Source organism: Tepidisphaeraceae bacterium, assembly GCA_035998445.1.
GTDB lineage: Bacteria > Planctomycetota > Phycisphaerae > Tepidisphaerales > Tepidisphaeraceae > DASYHQ01.
Genome location: DASYHQ010000028.1, coordinates 18,837 through 34,092, shown reverse-complemented (window position 1 = coordinate 34,092; position 15,256 = coordinate 18,837). Strand labels below are relative to the sequence as shown.

The following is a 15,256-nucleotide window of genomic DNA, read 5'->3' as shown; positions in this document are numbered from 1 at the left end:
CCCGTGAACCGGCTCATCAATGGCGTCATCCCGATCTCCCGTTGAGACCCTCCTGGAACGCGGTCGCTATCATTACACACATACACCGGATTGCGGAACCTACGCTTTGGCCGAATCAAGGAAGAATAGGCTTAATTTGGCAATTTTTGACGGTATTCCAGCCTCGACGTGTTGAGGCCGCACATGGAACGCATCGTCGGCGTCGCGGTTCTTCCGTTCCGATCGCGCGAAGGCCAGGAGCAGTAAGATCAGCACCGCGAACGCGACGGATTGAGCCGTGAACCAGTCGGCGAAGCGGTCGGGCGTCTTGATGAACACCGGTCGCGCTGCGATCGCGATCGCCAAAAGGCTGCCCAGCAAGCCGGCCAGTAGCGCCGGTTCCAGCGTCACCGCGAAACGGCCAGACGCGCCAGACGCCTGTGGATCCGTGACGAGCAAGTACGCGATCACCAGCGCCAAGCCGAGGCCCATCAATGTTTGTACCGACGCTATGTGCCTCAACCAGCGTGGCTTGGGGAGCTGCCGCGATAATGCGATCGCACGCGTCGCACCGAATGCGGCGCCCAACGCCAGTGCGGGCATCGCGGGCAGCAGGTAGGCGTTCTTCTTCATGTGGACGAAAGAGAAAATCAGAACGGTCAGCACCAGCCAGACGATGGGGAACAGCCGCCGACCGGTCGGGCGTCGCACGGTGGTCCAAACGCTGAACAACCAGGGCAACACCCACGGCAGGGTCAGCAGTAGTACCGCCGGCAGGTAGTACCACCACGGCCGGGCGTTGCGCGCGTTGTCGGCGAACTCCCCGACCGACTCGTACCGCCACAACTCGATCGCTTCCGGAATGGTCGACCACACGTACGCCGGCCAGGGCAGCGTCACCATGAGGAAGCCAACCACCCCGATCACATGCCACCGCGGGCGCCCGCCAACTGGCCAGCGTCGGAAGCACATCGCGAAGGCGGCCAACGCAACGGCAACGTGCAGTACGACCACCGGCCCCTTGGCCAAGGCGCCCATCGCGAGGAACGCGTAGAACAGCAGCACGCTGGTGCGCGTCGTAGATTCCCGCAACTGATCCGTGCCAGGTGATCTTACCCCCGCCCACACCGCCCCTAATACGGCCACGGCCAAGTACGGGTCGGCCATGGCTTTGCGATACTCGCTGACGACGAAGTACGACGAGATCCATATCAGTGCCGCCGCCCCCGCCACGCGCCGACCACCGACGCGTCGGGCCATGCAGTACAGCAGCAAAGTCGCAAATGCACCGAGCAATCCCGGCACCGCGCGCGCCGCAAACGCGTTCTCCCCCAGCACCCGGAACGCGACCGCTGTCGCCCAGTAGGGTAACGGGGGCTTCTGTAGGCGAATCTCGTTGTGGAAGACCGGGATCAACCAAGGGTTGACGGATCGAGTGGCGCCGTCCGCGCGTGGCACCAGCGCCTTGTCGTCCGCCGTCTCCTGTAGTTCTACGACGGGGGTGACAGTCGGTCGCGCCGCCCACGGCCAGCCCGACCGCACCATGCTTAACGCCGTCACGACTACGCGTTCCTCGTGGCTGCCCGTCACCCGAGTTTGCCCCAGGAACCCGAGGAAGACCGTGAGCGTCAGAACGACGAACAACAGCCGTCGCATCGGACTCGGGATGCTGCGGCGAGACCACGACATGGACTAGTTCAACTCCTTGGTCCGACGCCGCACGGCTGGACGGTCCAGCGTGCCCGCACGATAACATAGCGATCACTAGCGCGTTCCGCTGCGCGACCGGCGCACTGGACGCTATCATTAAGCAAACGCAAAGGTCTGCATGATCCCCAATCGTCCCGCTGTCGATCCCAACCGTCCCCGCCGCCTGCGCCTTAGTGGTGGGCTGCGCCGCATGGTGCGCGAGACCGCGCTGTCACCGGCCGACTTCATCTACCCATTGTTCGTGCGCCACGGGCGCGACGTGAAGGCGCCGATCGGCTCGATGCCGGGTCAGTTTCAGATCAGCGTCGATCGGCTGGCGGCCGAGGCGCGCGAGGTGGCGTCGCTGGGCGTTCCCGCCGTCGTGCTGTTCGGCATTCCGGAACGTAAGGACGCGGTCGGAAGCGATAACTTCAACGACGACGGCATCGTGCCGCGCGCCATTCGGGCGATCAAAGACGCGGCGCCGGACCTGATCGTCGTCTCCGACATGTGCTTCTGCGAGTACACCGACCACGGCCATTGCGGGCTCATCAACCTGCCCGACCAGCCGCACTTCAATGCGAAGCTGCCCAACGGTTACCTGCTGAACGATGCCTCGCTGGAGTTGTTGGCGCGGGCATCGGCGACGCACGTGCGGGCGGGGGCGGACATCATCGCGCCGTCGGGCATGCTCGACAACATGGTCGCGGCCATTCGAACGGCGTTGGACAGCGCGGGGTACGACCACGTGCCGATCATGAGCTACGCTGCCAAGTACGCCAGTGGCTTCTACGGCCCCTTCCGCGACGCCGCCGAGAGTCCACCGGCGTTCGGGGATCGCAACGGTTACCAGATGGACCCGGCCAACTTCCGCGAAGCGATGCGCGAGGTCGCGATCGACGTCGAGCAAGGGGCCGACATCCTGATGGTGAAGCCGGCAATGCCCTACCTCGACGTCATCGCCGCCGTCCGCGCCGCCCATCCATTGCCGGTGGCCGCGTACCAGGTCAGCGGCGAGTACGCGATGCTCCACGCCGCCGCCGCCAATGGCTGGCTCGACCTGCGCCGCTGCGCGACCGAATCGCTGACAAGCATTAAGCGTGCCGGGGCAGACCTGATCCTGACCTACTTCGCCAAGGACGCCGCCCGTTGGCTCCAGCCCTGATCGCCGCCCCAATTTCTGACAAGCATTACGCACGTCGACAGCCTCAGCGGATCGTCTTAGGATGCCGGGCACAACCATGACTCGTCGCGTGCGTTCGCCCGTCGCGATGGCACCTGCACTGGAAGGAGACCGCTGTGGCCGGTACTGGAAAAATGAAGCTTGCCGACATCATCAGGCAGCACGAAGCGTCGCTGCTGAAGGATTGGCTGGCCGTGCAGTCAAGCTCCGGCGCGCAGCGGGACGACCTGATGCGCGAATCGGAACTGCGCGAGCAGTCGCGCGAGTTCCTGTCGCTGTTCGGCCAGGCGGTCGGGAGCGGCTCGGAGGACGTCGAGTCGTCGGAATGGGAACCGCTCCGCGACATGCTGCGCAGCCTGTCCGAATCGCGTGCCCAGCAGGGCTTCACCCCCACCGAGATCGCGACGTTCGTCTTCTCGTTCAAGCAGCCGCTATTCAGCCGCCTCAGCGCCGAGCTGTCGTCCAACGCGAAGGCGCTCGTCGATGAAATCTGGCTGGCGACAACGCTCCTGGACCGGCTGGGCCTGTTCACGTCCGAGGCGTTCCTGAAGGTGCGCGAGGAGATCATCGCCCGCCAGCAGCAGGACATGCTCGAGCTGTCGACGCCGGTCGTAAAGCTCTGGGAAGGCGTGCTGGCACTGCCCATGATCGGCACCCTCGACAGTGGCCGCACCCAGGTGGTGATGGAGAGCCTGCTGAACCGGATCGTCGAGACCGGCGCGCAGATCGCGATCCTGGACATCACCGGTGTGCCCACGGTCGACACGCTGGTCGCGCAACACCTCATTAAGACCGTGACCGCGGCGCGCCTGATGGGCGCCGACTGCATCATCAGCGGCATTCGCCCGCAGATCGCCCAGACGATCGTCCACCTCGGTGTCGACCTGAAGGACGTCATCACCAAGGCCTCGCTCGCCGACGCGTTCGCGCTGGCGTTGACGCGCACGGGAATGCGGATCACCCGGGTCCAGTCCCACAGTGCCAAATCCTAGAACCGGAGGGCCCTCAACGTGGACCGTATCCCGATTCTGCAGGTCGGTGACCTGCTGCTGGTGACCATTCAGGTGGACATGCACGACCGCCTGGCGATGACGCTGCAGGACGACTTAACCTCGCGCATCGCCGACACCGGCGCCAAGGGCGTCCTGATCGACATTTCGTCGTTGGACGTGGTCGACTCGTTCATCGGCCGCATGCTGGCCAACATCGCGCAGATGTCCCGCGTGCTGGACGCGCAGACCGTCGTCACCGGCATGCGGCCGGCGGTCGCGATCACGCTGGTGGAACTGGGGATGTCGCTGGAGGGTGTTCGGACGGCGTTGAACGTCGAGCGCGGCATGGAACTGCTGCGCGCCTCGGTGCGCGAGGCGAGCGTGATCGCGTTCGACGAGGACGGTTCGACCACCGCCGACGGAGGCGTCGCCGATGCCGGCACCCAAGAGTGAGGTGTTGCAGGTCCGCACGTCGACGGACGTCGTACAGGTCCGCCAGTCCGTGCGCGCGCTGGCGACGGAAATGGGCTTCAGCCTGATCGACCAGACCAAGGTCGTGACGGCCGCCAGCGAGTTGGCGCGCAACACGCTCGAACATGGAGGTGGTGGCACGGCCAAGCTCGAACCGCTGGCGCAAGGAATCCGTAAGGGGGTGCGGTTGACGTTCGAGGATCAGGGGCCGGGCATTTCCGACGTTAAGCTGGCGTTGACCGACGGGTACACTACCGGTAATGGAATGGGCCTGGGCCTGAGCGGTTCCAAGCGGCTGGTGAACGAGTTCGACATCGATACCCAAGTGGGTCGGGGCACCCGCGTCACGATCACGAAATGGAAGTAAGCTTGACCGTCAGACCCCGCGACCCGATCACGCTCCACGTCACCGAATCGAGCCAGGTTGGCGAGGTTCGCCGTGCCGCCGCCACGCTCGCCGATTACCTCGATTTCGACCAGACGCGTAGTGGTGAGGTGGCGATCGTACTGACGGAATTGGCGACGAACCTCGTGCGCCACGCCGAGTCTGGCGAGGTCATCCTGCAATCGTTCGGCCAAGGCGAACGCCCGGGCCTAGAGGCGATCGCGATCGACCGCGGGCCCGGCATCGCCAACGTGGCCGACGCGCTGCGCGACGGCTACTCGACCGGTGGCACGCCCGGCACCGGCATGGGCGCCGTGACACGTCTGGCCACATCGTTCGACGTCTACACCGCCAAGGATTCGGGCACCGCGATCGTCGTGCGGTTCGGCAACTGCGCGCCGTCGGAGTCGGCGGGCATTCCCAAGTGCGCGATCGGTGGCGTCTGCCTGCCCAAGCGCGGCGAGGACGCGTGCGGCGACACGTGGTGGGCCCAGACGCTGCCCGACGGTCGCACCAACATCGCCGTCGCCGATGGGCTCGGTCACGGCTTGCAGGCCGCCGAGGCATCCCGCCAGGCGATTCGCCTGTTCCGCGAGAACCCCGAGGCCGAAGGCGTCGAGATGCTCGAGATCATGCACATCGGCCTCCGCAGCACGCGCGGCGCCGCCGTCGCGATCGCCGAGCTGCGCCCGGCCACGCGCGAGGTGCGCTTCACCGGTGTCGGCAACGTCGCGGGCATCATCGTCAGCCCAGGCGACGCGACGCGCAGCATGATCTCGCACAACGGCACCGTGGGGGCCGAGGCCCGCCGGATCCAGACCTTCAACTACCCCTGGCCGGCCGGTTCGCTGCTGGTGATGCACTCGGACGGTCTGGCAACGCAGTGGCAGATCGGCAAGTACCCCGGCCTGTTCAACCGGCACCCGAGCCTGATCGCGGGCGTTTTGTACCGCGACTTCCGGCGCGAGCGCGACGACGTCACTGTGCTGGTCGCCAGCGAAGGGGGCCGGCCTTGAGCGGCGCGCCGATCGTGAGCGTACAGGTTCGCTCGGAGCAGGACGTGGTCCTGAGCCGCCAGCGTGCGCGCCGCATCGCCGAATCGCTCGGCTTCACGATGCAAGAACAGACCGCCTTCGCGACGGCCGTCTCGGAGCTGGCGCGCAACGCGTTTCAGTACGGCGGTGGCGGGCGGGTGGATTTCACGATGCGCATCGACGAGCAACCGCAGGTGCTGGTGGTGCGCGTGTCAGACAATGGCCCGGGCATCGCCAACCTGCGCAAGATCCTCGACGGGCGTTACCGGTCGGAAACGGGCATGGGGCTGGGCATCGTGGGCTCGCGGCGGCTCAGCGACGAGTTCGACATCACCTCGGTCCCCGGCCGCGGCACGATCGTCACGCTCGGCAAGCAACTGCCCCGCCGAACCAGTCCCCTGACGATGCAAGCGCTGGGCATGGTGGCCGAACAACTGGCCCACCGCGGGCCGCAGAGCCCGTTCCAAGAGGTGCAGGAACAGAACAGGGCGCTTCTGCTGGCGATGGACGATCTGCGTGCGCGCCAAGGCGAGGTCGAGCGGTTGAACGCGGAACTCGCCGAGACGAACCGCGGCGTGGTGGCGCTGTACGCCGAGTTGGACGAAAAGGCCGAATCGCTTCGCCGGGCGTCGGAGTACAAGAGCCGCTTCCTGTCGGACATGACGCACGAGCTGCGCACGCCGTTGAACGCGATCGTCAGCCTGTCGCGCATCCTGCTCGACCGCTTGGACGGCGAGCTGACGGCGGAGCAGGAGCGTCAGGTGAGCCTGATCCACCGGTCGGCGACGTCGCTTGGCGAGATGGTGAACGACCTGCTCGACCTGGCCAAGATTGAGGCGGGCAAGACCGATGTCCACGTCGCCAGCTTCTCGGTCGCCGAGCTGCTCACCGCGCTGCGCGGCATCTTTCGCCCGCTGGCGACCGATGGCCGGGTGACGCTGACCGTCGAGGAACCGCCGACCGACCTGGCGACCATGCACAGCGACGAGCGGAAGGTCTCGCAGATCCTGCGCAACCTCGTCAGCAACGCGCTGAAGTTCACCGAACAAGGCGAGGTGCGCGTGCGTGTCGAGCGCACGGCCGACGGCATGGTGGCGTTCAACGTCGCGGACACCGGCATCGGCATTGCGCCCGAGCACATCGCGCAGATATTCGACGACTTCACGCAGATCGACAGCGGCGTGCAGCGCCGCCTGCGGGGGACGGGGCTCGGCCTGCCGCTGACGCGCAAGCTCGCGCGGCTGCTGGGTGGTGATGTGGCGGTCACCAGCGCGCCGGGCGAGGGGTCGACGTTCGTCGTCACGCTCGTCTTGAACCTTGAGGCCCCCACCACCGACGCGACGGCCGAACCCTTGCAGGTGATCACCACGGGGGGCAGCGATGTCTGAGCAGCGCCCGGTGATCCTGCACGTCGACGACGACGAGGCCAACCGCTATGCGGTCACGCGCTCGCTGCTGAAGGCGGGCTACGACGTGATCGAGGCCGGCAGCGGCGCCGAGGCGCTGCGCAAGGCCAACGAGAACCCCGAGCTGATCATCCTGGACGTGCGGCTGCCCGACATCAACGGGTTCGAGGTCTGCCGCCGCCTGAAGGCCGACCCCGGCACCGCCGACATCCCGGTGCTGCACCTGTCGGCCAGCTTCATCTCCAGCCAGGACAAGGCCCAGGGCCTCGACGGTGGCGCCGACGCCTACCTCGTGCGGCCGGTCGAACCGGTGGAACTCGTCGCGACCGTGCGCTCGCTGCTACGCGCGAGGCGCTCGGAGGCGGCGCTGCGAGAAAGCGAGGAACGCTACCGGCTGCTGGTCGAGAACATCAAGGACTACGCGATCTTCATGACCGACGTCGACGGCGTCATCACCAGCTGGAACACCGGTGCCGAACACCTGCTGGGCTACACCGAGGACGAGGCGCTGAGCATGCCCTTCGAGCGCCTGTTCACCCCGGAGGACCGCGCCGTCGGTGTGCCGGCGAATGAGCTTCGCACCGCGCGCGACCGCGGCCGTGCGATCGACCGCCGCTGGCACGTGCGTAAGAACGGCGAGCGGTTCTTCGTCGACGGCGTGCTCACCAGCGTGCGCGACGATGCCGGCCGACCGATCGGCTTCTCGAAGCTGATGCAGGACGTGACGGCACAGTTCCGGTCCGAGATGGCGATGCGCCTCAGCGAGGAACGCTTCCGCACCGCCTTCGCCGGCTCGGCGGTCGGCATGGCCATCACCGACGCGGCCGGCGGCTTCGTCCAGGTGAACGACGCGTTCTGCCGCATCACCGGCTACTCGCACGAGCAGCTGGCGCAGCTGGACTTCGCGCAGATCACCCACCCCGACGACCGCGAGCGGTATGAGCAACTGCTGGGCGAGCTGTTGCGCAAGGAGCGCGGCAGCTTCGTGCTTGAGAAACGCTACGTGCGCCCCGACGGCTCGACCGTATGGGTGCAGAACAGCAAGAGCGCGACGCACGACGAGCAGGGTGCGATCGTCAACATCATCGTGCTGAGCGAGGACATCACCGAGCGCAAGCGATCCGACGAGCTGTTGAAGTCGCAGAACCGCACGCTCGAGCTGATCGCCGCCGACGCCCCGCTGTCCGAAGCGCTGGCGGCGCTGACGCGGGTGATCGAGGAACAGGCCGACGGGCGCGTGGTGGCGTCAATCCTGCTGCTGGACGAGGACGGCAAGCGATTCCGCGTCGGCGCGGCGCCCAACCTCCCGGCGAGCTACAACGAGGCCGTGCAACGGATCGACATCGCCGCCGGCATCGGCACCTGCATGGACGCTGCGGCGCGGAACCGCACGGTGATGACCAGCGACATCGCGACCGACCCGGCGTGGGCCGGCATCAAGCACCTGCCGCTGGCGCTGGGGCTGAGGGCGTGTTGGTCGATGCCGATCCGCAGCTCGCGCGGCATGGTGATCGGCACGTTTGCCATCTACCTGCGCGAGGCGCGCGAGCCCGCTCAGCGCGAGCGCGAGCTCGTCGAATCTTTATCGCGCGCCGCGTCGCTGGCGATCGAGCGCCGAAACGCCGAGGCCGAGCGCGAGGGCTTACTCGAGCGAGAGCGGAGCGCCCGCGCCGAGGCCGAGCGTGCCAGCCGAATGAAGGATGAGTTCCTCGCGACGCTCAGCCACGAGCTGCGCACGCCGTTGAACGCGATCATGGGCTGGTCGACGATCCTTCGCATGCCCAACGTGAGCGACGACGACCTGCAGCAGGGCATCGAGACGATCGAGCGCAACGCCCGCTCGCAAGCGCAGATCATCGAGGACCTGCTGGACATGAGCCGCATCATCAGCGGCAAGGTGCGGCTGGACGTACAGCGCGTCGACCTGCCGGCGATCCTGCAGGCCGGGGTCGAGACCGTCACCCCCACCGCCGACGCCAAGGGCGTGCGGCTACAGACGGTGATCGACCCGATCGTCGGCCCGGTCTCCGGCGATCCGAACCGACTGCAGCAGGTGATGTGGAACCTGCTGACCAACGCCATCAAGTTCACGCCGCGCGGCGGCCGCGTCCAGGTGCTGCTGGAACGCGTCAACTCCCACCTGGAGATCAGCGTGGTCGACACCGGCGAGGGCATCTCGCCGGAGTTCCTGCCGCACGTGTTCGACCGCTTCCGTCAGGCCGATGCTTCCACCACGCGGCAGCATGGTGGGCTGGGGCTGGGCCTGGCCATCGCCAAGCAACTGGTCGACCTGCACGGCGGGTCGATCCGCGCCAAGAGCATGGGCCGTGGGCACGGCGCGACCTTCACGATCGCGCTGCCGGTGCTGCCGATCAACTGGAGCGACACCGTCGTGCAGCACGACGACCGCCGAGAGCCGCAGGCGACCAGCGTGCAGAGTTCGAACGGCGATGCGTGCATGAAGATCAGCGGCGTGAAGGTGCTGGTGGTCGACGACGAGCCCGACGGTCGAAACCTGATCAAGCGCCTGCTCGAAGACTGCGAGGCCACCGTCACCACCGCTGGTTCCGCCACCGAAGCGCTCGACCTGTTCAAGAGCGTTGCGCCAGACGTGCTGGTGAGCGACGTCGGCATGCCCGGCGAGGATGGCTACTCGCTGATCCGGCGCATCCGTAAGCTGGGCCCCGAGCACCGCAGCAACGTGCCCGCGATCGCGCTGACCGCTTACGCCCGTTCCGAGGACCGCACGCGATCGGTGCTCGCCGGATTTCAGATGCACATTTCCAAGCCGGTGGAACCCAGCGAACTGATCGCGATGATCGCCAGCCTCGCCGGCCGCGCGCCACAGGCGAGTTGATTTCGGCTAATCTTCCCGCTTATGCAGAAAATCTTCATCGACACGGACCCCGGTCAGGACATCGACGACTTGCTCGCGATCTGGTTTGCGCTCCTGCGGCCGGAATTGCAGGTCGTGGGCATCAGCACCGTCACGTACCCGTCCGACAAACGCGCGCGGCTCATAAAGCGACTGTTGCGCTATCTTGATCGAGCCGACGTACCGGTGGCCGCCGGTCAACAGTTTCCACTTAGGCCGGTGAGCGAGGACGAGAGCCGCACGCTGCACGACTTATCGCGCGCGATGAACCACTACGCGTTCGCCGAGCCGGAAGACACGCAGGACGACCCCAGCGACGCCGACGGTGTCGACCTGATCATTCGCGCGGTCGAACAGCACCCGAACGAGGTCGTGCTCTGCTGTATCGCCCCGCTCACGAACATCGCCACCGCCCTCAGCCGCCGGCCCGACATTAAGGGGAAGATCAAGCGCATCGCGCTCATGGGCGGTGAGACGGCACTGAACCGCCGTGAGCACAACATCGCGTTCGACTACGTCGCCAGCCGCATCGTCTTCGAGAGCGGCATCCCGATCTCCATGGGCACGTGGGACGTGACCCGCCGGTTCACGCTAACCATGGAAGAGTGCGAACAGCTCGGCGTCAGGGGCTCGCCGTTAACCAAAGCCATGGCCGACGCCGTGCGCCGCTGGCACCCGGCCCAGAACTGGAAGCCGGGACCGGTGATGTACGACTTGTTCCCGATCGTTTGGTCGTTCGACCAGTCGCTGTACAAGGTCGTCCCCATGCGCGTGCAGGTCGAGACCGCCGGCGAGTTCACCCGCGGCATGACGGTTGCCACCGGCGGCCCGCCCAACGCCGACGTGACGGTGGACGCGGACGCCGCGGCGTTGAAGGCGATGTATCTGGAGACGCTTCGGGGGACGTAAGCGCCGCATCCGGTCCCCTCTCCGCTTCGCGCCTTCGTCCATCCCCTCAGGTGTGGTCCGGCTCGATCAGCGGCGCAAAAACCTGCTGCCAATACGCCTCAGCCCGGCGGCTTCGCTCGTTCATGAACGACGACAGGTCGGCCCCGAAATCCAACGCCGCCGGCCGAGCATCGAGCGGAAACTCCAGTACCACCACACCACCGCCGCGCAGCACGCGCATGCGGATGGTCGTGCCCGCGGGCGTCCGGCGGACGTACTCGCTGAGGATCGAGAAGCTGGTGATCGGCAGCATCTCGTCGGTGCCCATCGATAGGATCACGTCCCCATCCTGCAGCCAGCGGTAGGCACAAAACCCCGGCGTGCGCGACTGAAAATCCGCCCCCACGCGCACGTCCACCGGCCCATCGGGGTCCACCACGAACGCCGCGCCCCGGCCATAGCGCGTGGGCGCGACGCCGAGGAACCCTTGGTTGCCGTTGCTCTCGACCGTCTCGCTCGCCAGGTAAACGTGCCGCACCACATCGTGCAGCGCCACCGCCTGCGCCGGCGCCACCGGCAGATGGGTTGTGACCACATCGCGCAGCGTGACTAAGTCCAGACGCGACATCCCCATCAACCGCACGCGCGCCGCATTGCGCGCCGCGGGATCGGTCGCGGCCAGTTCCTTGTAATCATCGGCAATCTCAGCGGTGGGACGAGTGGCCGGCGCCGCTTGGCCAAAGGTGGGAGCAATCAGCGCCACCAGCAACGGCAGCACAAACGCAATCGCCGACGACGAGGACAATACGAACGACGGCCTCATGGCAGCTCCGGTCAGGACGACACCGGGACGAAATCAAATGCGGAATGAGGAGCGCGGAGTTCGGAGTGAAGAGAGGACTTTGATTAGCTCTTCTTTACTCCGCACTCCGCATCCCGCGTTCAACACTCAACCCTACCCCTCAGCCATCTCCACGAGCCGGTTGGCCTCGCGTTGCAGCCAGTACACCTTGCGTTGCACCATCTGCAAAAACGCGGTCCCTTCCATGCGGCCGAAGTTGCCCGTGGCGGCGATCGGGAAGACCGCCTCTGCGATCAACGCCTCGATCATGAGCCACGGCACCGCGCGAATCTCGGCTTGGCTGAGCAGCAACACCTCATCGTAGCCACGCAGATAACGTTTGTAGCGGGCCTCGTCCGCATATTCCGGCCACTTCGAGACGTCCTCATCCCCGCCAATGATCGAAAACTGCAATGCCCCGTTCGCCACATCGATGATGCGCGGCAGCAGCCGCGCCGAATCGTAATCGATCACGGCCACCACGCGGTTATCCCGAAACAGCATGTTTCCCGGATGCCAGTCCGCATGCACGATCTGCTTGGGCCAGCTTTCGATGCCAAGCTCTTCCACCATCTTCGCCGCGTGCGAATAGCTGTCCTGCAGGTACTTCACCAGCGGGCCAAGCTCGGCCGTTCCCCCGAGAATGCTCGGGATCGCCCGAAGCCCTTGGTCCACCGCCGACGCCATGTGATAGCTGCCGCTGGGCGGCGTCCACTCACTCTTAAAATCTTCCAGCAGCTTGTGATACAACCCCAGGATCTTTCCGCTATCGAACGTGCTCTCCAGCGTCTGCGGATACCCCTGCCCCGGGATGTACTCGAACATCTCGTACACCGCGTTGCGCCACTGCAGCATCGAGTTGTTGTCGTTCTTCGTCCCCAGCAAATGCGGCAGCGGGAACTGCTTGCTTGCTAAGTAAAGCTGCAGCGCGTGACAGAACGCCACCTTGAACGGGTCATCCTTCCCCCGCGCCCGCCGTTTCAGCAAGAACTTCCCGTGCTCGGCCACGATCAGCAGCTTCGGCGCCTTGCGCGACCCGCGTGGAAACTCAACGATCGATTCGATGATCCCGAGATCGAAGTGCGACATCACGCACGCCAGTTCCTCGCCCCCAAACGTGTCGCGCGTGCCGGCCTTGGGCCCAGCCCCGGTCCCCGAGGGGCCGCTCTGCGACGCGGATGCCGTTGGCTGGGTCATATCGTGTTCGTCCGCCTGCGCGCGTAAGAAGGGAGTTCGACAGTGGTTGGAACACTATATCGGCTCACCTGAACAGGTCAATTCGCGCATCCGAGAGCGATCGGGCCGCCCGGGAACGAACTTCAACGCGAGACGAACATGGTCAGGTCGCCTGACACTCATTTAGCCCCGGGCTTGCCCGGGGAACGATCAGATATGAAAGTAGCAACAGGGGTGGTAGGCCGATATCCGTTCGTTCACTCTCGGTCCCCATCGACCTCACCACAAACCACCTACACCCTATGCCCTATGCCCTATGCCCTACCCCTGCCGGCGCCGGCGGAGCAGGGTCGCAACGCCAAGGCCGACCAGCACGAGCGACGACGGCTCCGGCACGGCCGTCACACCGCTGAACAGCAGTGAGAAGTCCTGCGTGCCGAAGATGCCCGAGCCCGGGGCGAAGAACAGGTTGCCCGTGTGCCCAACGTGCAGCGAGAAGATCGACCCCGTCAACAGCGACGCGTCGAACCAGACCTGCTCGAGGTTGTCGAGGCTGTTGCGCCCGGTCTGCACCGCCGCGGCCGACGGACTGGCGCCGTTGAGCGTCCACGGGTAGTAGGTGTTGCCGTCCGCGTCGGTCACCCAAAGGTCCAGATCGTTCACCAACACACGGCTCGCGTCATCGAGGCCCGACTGCGTGAACTGGGCTTCCAGGTCGGTCCAAGCGAGCGTGGCGCGGAACTCCGAACCGGTCAGCTGGAGGCCGGTAATCGAGAAGACCTCGCTCTGCGACAGCGTCGACTCGACGAGATGGTCGTCGCGGGTCAACTCCGGTTTGCTCATCGCCTCGGTCAGGAAGGAGGCCGCACGGGCGGTGTTGACCAGCCCGTACCCGCTGGCATAGTCGGGCCCGACCTGCGCGCCGCCACCGACCACGTCTGTGGCGGTGTGGACGAGCAGCGCCTTCTGCGTCGAACTGAGCGGGTCGAGCGCGCCCGCCGGTCGCAGGTTGCGCTGATGCTGCAACAACAGCGCTGCCGCCCCGGTGACGCCCGGGGCCGCCATCGACGTGCCCGACGAAATCGCATAGGCGACGTCGGATTCGTTGGAGGTCGAGATCACACCATCGCCGTTGGCGACCACGTGTGGGGCAAGACGGCCATCATCGGTCGGGCCGAAGCTGGAGAACGCGTTCAGCGCAACTGCGGTACCGTCTTGCGGGTCGATCGTGTAGTCGATGATCGACCCAACCACCAGCGTGTTCTTGGCGACCTGCCCACCGCTGGACAGCGAGTCGTAACCGGTGCCCCCGTTGCCATCGCGGCCCGGCGCTGCGTACTGACTGGTCGACACGTGGTAATAACCAGCCCCGCCCAATGTGCCACTTGCCTGAGCCAGGTAACCGGCCGAAGGGGCCGACGGGAAGTAGGCCACGTAGCTGGTGATGCCGCTGGGCGCCTCGTCGTTGCGATCGTTGCCCGCAGCCCACACGCTCAGCAGGCGCGGGTTCTCGTATAGGATGTAGTCGATGCCCTGACTCTTCGCTCCATACGTGCCGAAGCTGGCGTCCTCGACACCGCTGGCAGTACGGTTCCCGTACCAGATGTACTGGGTGCCAATCGAGCCACCGAAGTCCCGCGTGCTGTCCCACCCCTGCACGAACCCGTAGGAGTGATTCGACAGCCTTAGCCCAACGTTTTGGGCATCGGCGAGCATCTCGTTAAGGTCGTTGTTGAAATCGCGGCTGCGAATGGCGACCGCGTTGGCCATCCCGCGCGTATCGACGCCACCAGCGATGTAATACCCGTGCGCCCCGATCGTGCCGGCGACGTGGGTCGCGTGTCCATCGATGGCGGCAGGATCATAGTTCGTCACGCGCGTCGAGCCCGCGTTCGATTGGATCGTGCGGAAATCTTCATGGCTGGCGCGCACCGAGCCACCATCCCACATGCCGACCGTCACGCCGGCGCCGTTCAGGTTAAGCCCAAGCCCCCCACCCGTCCAAACCTGGTCGGCGTTGATCGAATCGGCCGCCTGCTCGTTGAAGGTCGCAAGGATATTCGGCCCGCTGCCCACCGCCGCGTCATTTACGGCATCCAGCCGGACGCGCTCCTGCGCCACCGCCGAGCCCGCAAGCCCCGCGACCACAACCATGCCAACAGCCATCGCCAGCGCAGCCTGACCGCGCAACGTCCCCGTGCGTCCTACAGTAATCATTTGCCAGTTCCTCTCCGCTCCGACTTGTCGGCGCGAACGCGATCCTGAAACCTCGTCGTGCCGATTCCCCTAGTTTCTGAGGCTGTAAATTCTAATACGCGCGACGCCCGCAAGCAATAG

The 15,256-nt window shown here is 65.9% G+C and carries 12 protein-coding genes; 8 read left to right on the top strand and 4 right to left on the bottom strand.

The annotated features are described in order from the left end of the window. Positions 1–99 precede the first annotated feature (99 nt). Positions 100–1,668, bottom strand: coding sequence for a glycosyltransferase family 39 protein (locus tag VGN72_12090; GenBank protein ID HEV7300099.1), 1,569 nt, complete (start codon positions 1,666–1,668; stop codon positions 100–102). A gap of 139 nt (positions 1,669–1,807) precedes the next feature. On the opposite strand from VGN72_12090, the gene hemB reads away from it, so the two are divergent. The 8 genes from hemB to VGN72_12050 all read left to right on the top strand — a co-directional run bounded on the left by hemB (position 1,808) and on the right by VGN72_12050 (position 10,923). Then, positions 1,808–2,833, top strand: a complete 1,026-nt coding sequence (gene hemB / locus VGN72_12085) for a porphobilinogen synthase (protein HEV7300098.1) — start codon at positions 1,808–1,810, stop codon at positions 2,831–2,833. A 134-nt stretch (positions 2,834–2,967) separates the two neighbouring features. Beyond that, positions 2,968–3,843 carry an STAS domain-containing protein gene (locus VGN72_12080; GenBank protein ID HEV7300097.1) on the top strand — a complete coding sequence of 292 codons (876 nt, stop codon included), beginning with the start codon at positions 2,968–2,970 and terminating at the stop codon, positions 3,841–3,843. A gap of 18 nt (positions 3,844–3,861) precedes the next feature. Further along, positions 3,862–4,296 carry an STAS domain-containing protein gene (locus tag VGN72_12075; GenBank protein ID HEV7300096.1) on the top strand — a complete coding sequence of 145 codons (435 nt, stop codon included), beginning with the start codon at positions 3,862–3,864 and terminating at the stop codon, positions 4,294–4,296. After that, positions 4,277–4,681 (top strand): anti-sigma regulatory factor, encoded by a 405-nt coding sequence (locus tag VGN72_12070; GenBank protein ID HEV7300095.1) that lies wholly within the window; start codon positions 4,277–4,279, stop codon positions 4,679–4,681. The genes VGN72_12075 and VGN72_12070 overlap by 20 nt, the downstream gene beginning before the upstream one ends. Positions 4,682–4,683: 2 nt before the next feature. Next, positions 4,684–5,715 carry a SpoIIE family protein phosphatase gene (locus tag VGN72_12065; protein HEV7300094.1) on the top strand — a complete coding sequence of 344 codons (1,032 nt, stop codon included), beginning with the start codon at positions 4,684–4,686 and terminating at the stop codon, positions 5,713–5,715. Then, complete coding sequence (locus VGN72_12060) at positions 5,712–7,121, top strand: ATP-binding protein (protein ID HEV7300093.1); 1,410 nt, start codon at positions 5,712–5,714, stop codon at positions 7,119–7,121. Before VGN72_12065 ends, VGN72_12060 begins: the two co-directional genes overlap by 4 nt. After that, on the top strand, positions 7,114–9,996 hold the full coding sequence (locus VGN72_12055; GenBank protein HEV7300092.1) for a PAS domain S-box protein: 2,883 nt from the start codon (positions 7,114–7,116) through the stop codon (positions 9,994–9,996). The genes VGN72_12060 and VGN72_12055 overlap by 8 nt, the downstream gene beginning before the upstream one ends. A 21-nt stretch (positions 9,997–10,017) precedes the next feature. After that, the gene (locus VGN72_12050; GenBank protein HEV7300091.1) at positions 10,018–10,923 is read left to right on the top strand and encodes a nucleoside hydrolase; all 906 of its coding nucleotides are present in this window, start codon (positions 10,018–10,020) and stop codon (positions 10,921–10,923) included. Between the two features lie 46 nt (positions 10,924–10,969). Here the strand turns inward: VGN72_12050 and VGN72_12045 are convergent, their stop codons facing one another. The 3 genes from VGN72_12045 to VGN72_12035 all read right to left on the bottom strand — a co-directional run bounded on the left by VGN72_12045 (position 10,970) and on the right by VGN72_12035 (position 15,136). Then, on the bottom strand, positions 10,970–11,725 hold the full coding sequence (locus VGN72_12045) for a hypothetical protein (protein ID HEV7300090.1): 756 nt from the start codon (positions 11,723–11,725) through the stop codon (positions 10,970–10,972). A gap of 132 nt (positions 11,726–11,857) precedes the next feature. Further along, a complete protein-coding gene (locus tag VGN72_12040; protein HEV7300089.1) occupies positions 11,858–12,940 on the bottom strand; it encodes a phosphotransferase in 1,083 nt (360 codons plus the stop codon). Positions 12,941–13,240: 300 nt separating this feature from the next. After that, complete coding sequence (locus VGN72_12035) at positions 13,241–15,136, bottom strand: S8 family serine peptidase (protein HEV7300088.1); 1,896 nt, start codon at positions 15,134–15,136, stop codon at positions 13,241–13,243. Between the last annotated feature and the right edge of the window lie 120 nt (positions 15,137–15,256).

Excerpts from the sequence above, each read along its gene's own strand:
- VGN72_12050 (HEV7300091.1), top strand. The coding sequence starts at position 10,018 with ATGCAGAAAATCTTCATCGACACGGACCCCGGTCAGGACATCGACGAC.
- VGN72_12055 (HEV7300092.1), top strand. The coding sequence starts at position 7,114 with ATGTCTGAGCAGCGCCCGGTGATCCTGCACGTCGACGACGACGAGGCC.
- hemB (HEV7300098.1), top strand. The coding sequence starts at position 1,808 with ATGATCCCCAATCGTCCCGCTGTCGATCCCAACCGTCCCCGCCGCCTG.
- VGN72_12090 (HEV7300099.1), bottom strand. The coding sequence starts at position 1,668 with ATGTCGTGGTCTCGCCGCAGCATCCCGAGTCCGATGCGACGGCTGTTG.
- VGN72_12040 (HEV7300089.1), bottom strand. The coding sequence starts at position 12,940 with ATGACCCAGCCAACGGCATCCGCGTCGCAGAGCGGCCCCTCGGGGACC.
- VGN72_12035 (HEV7300088.1), bottom strand. The coding sequence starts at position 15,136 with ATGATTACTGTAGGACGCACGGGGACGTTGCGCGGTCAGGCTGCGCTG.
- VGN72_12045 (HEV7300090.1), bottom strand. The coding sequence starts at position 11,725 with ATGAGGCCGTCGTTCGTATTGTCCTCGTCGTCGGCGATTGCGTTTGTG.
- VGN72_12070 (HEV7300095.1), top strand. The coding sequence starts at position 4,277 with ATGCCGGCACCCAAGAGTGAGGTGTTGCAGGTCCGCACGTCGACGGAC.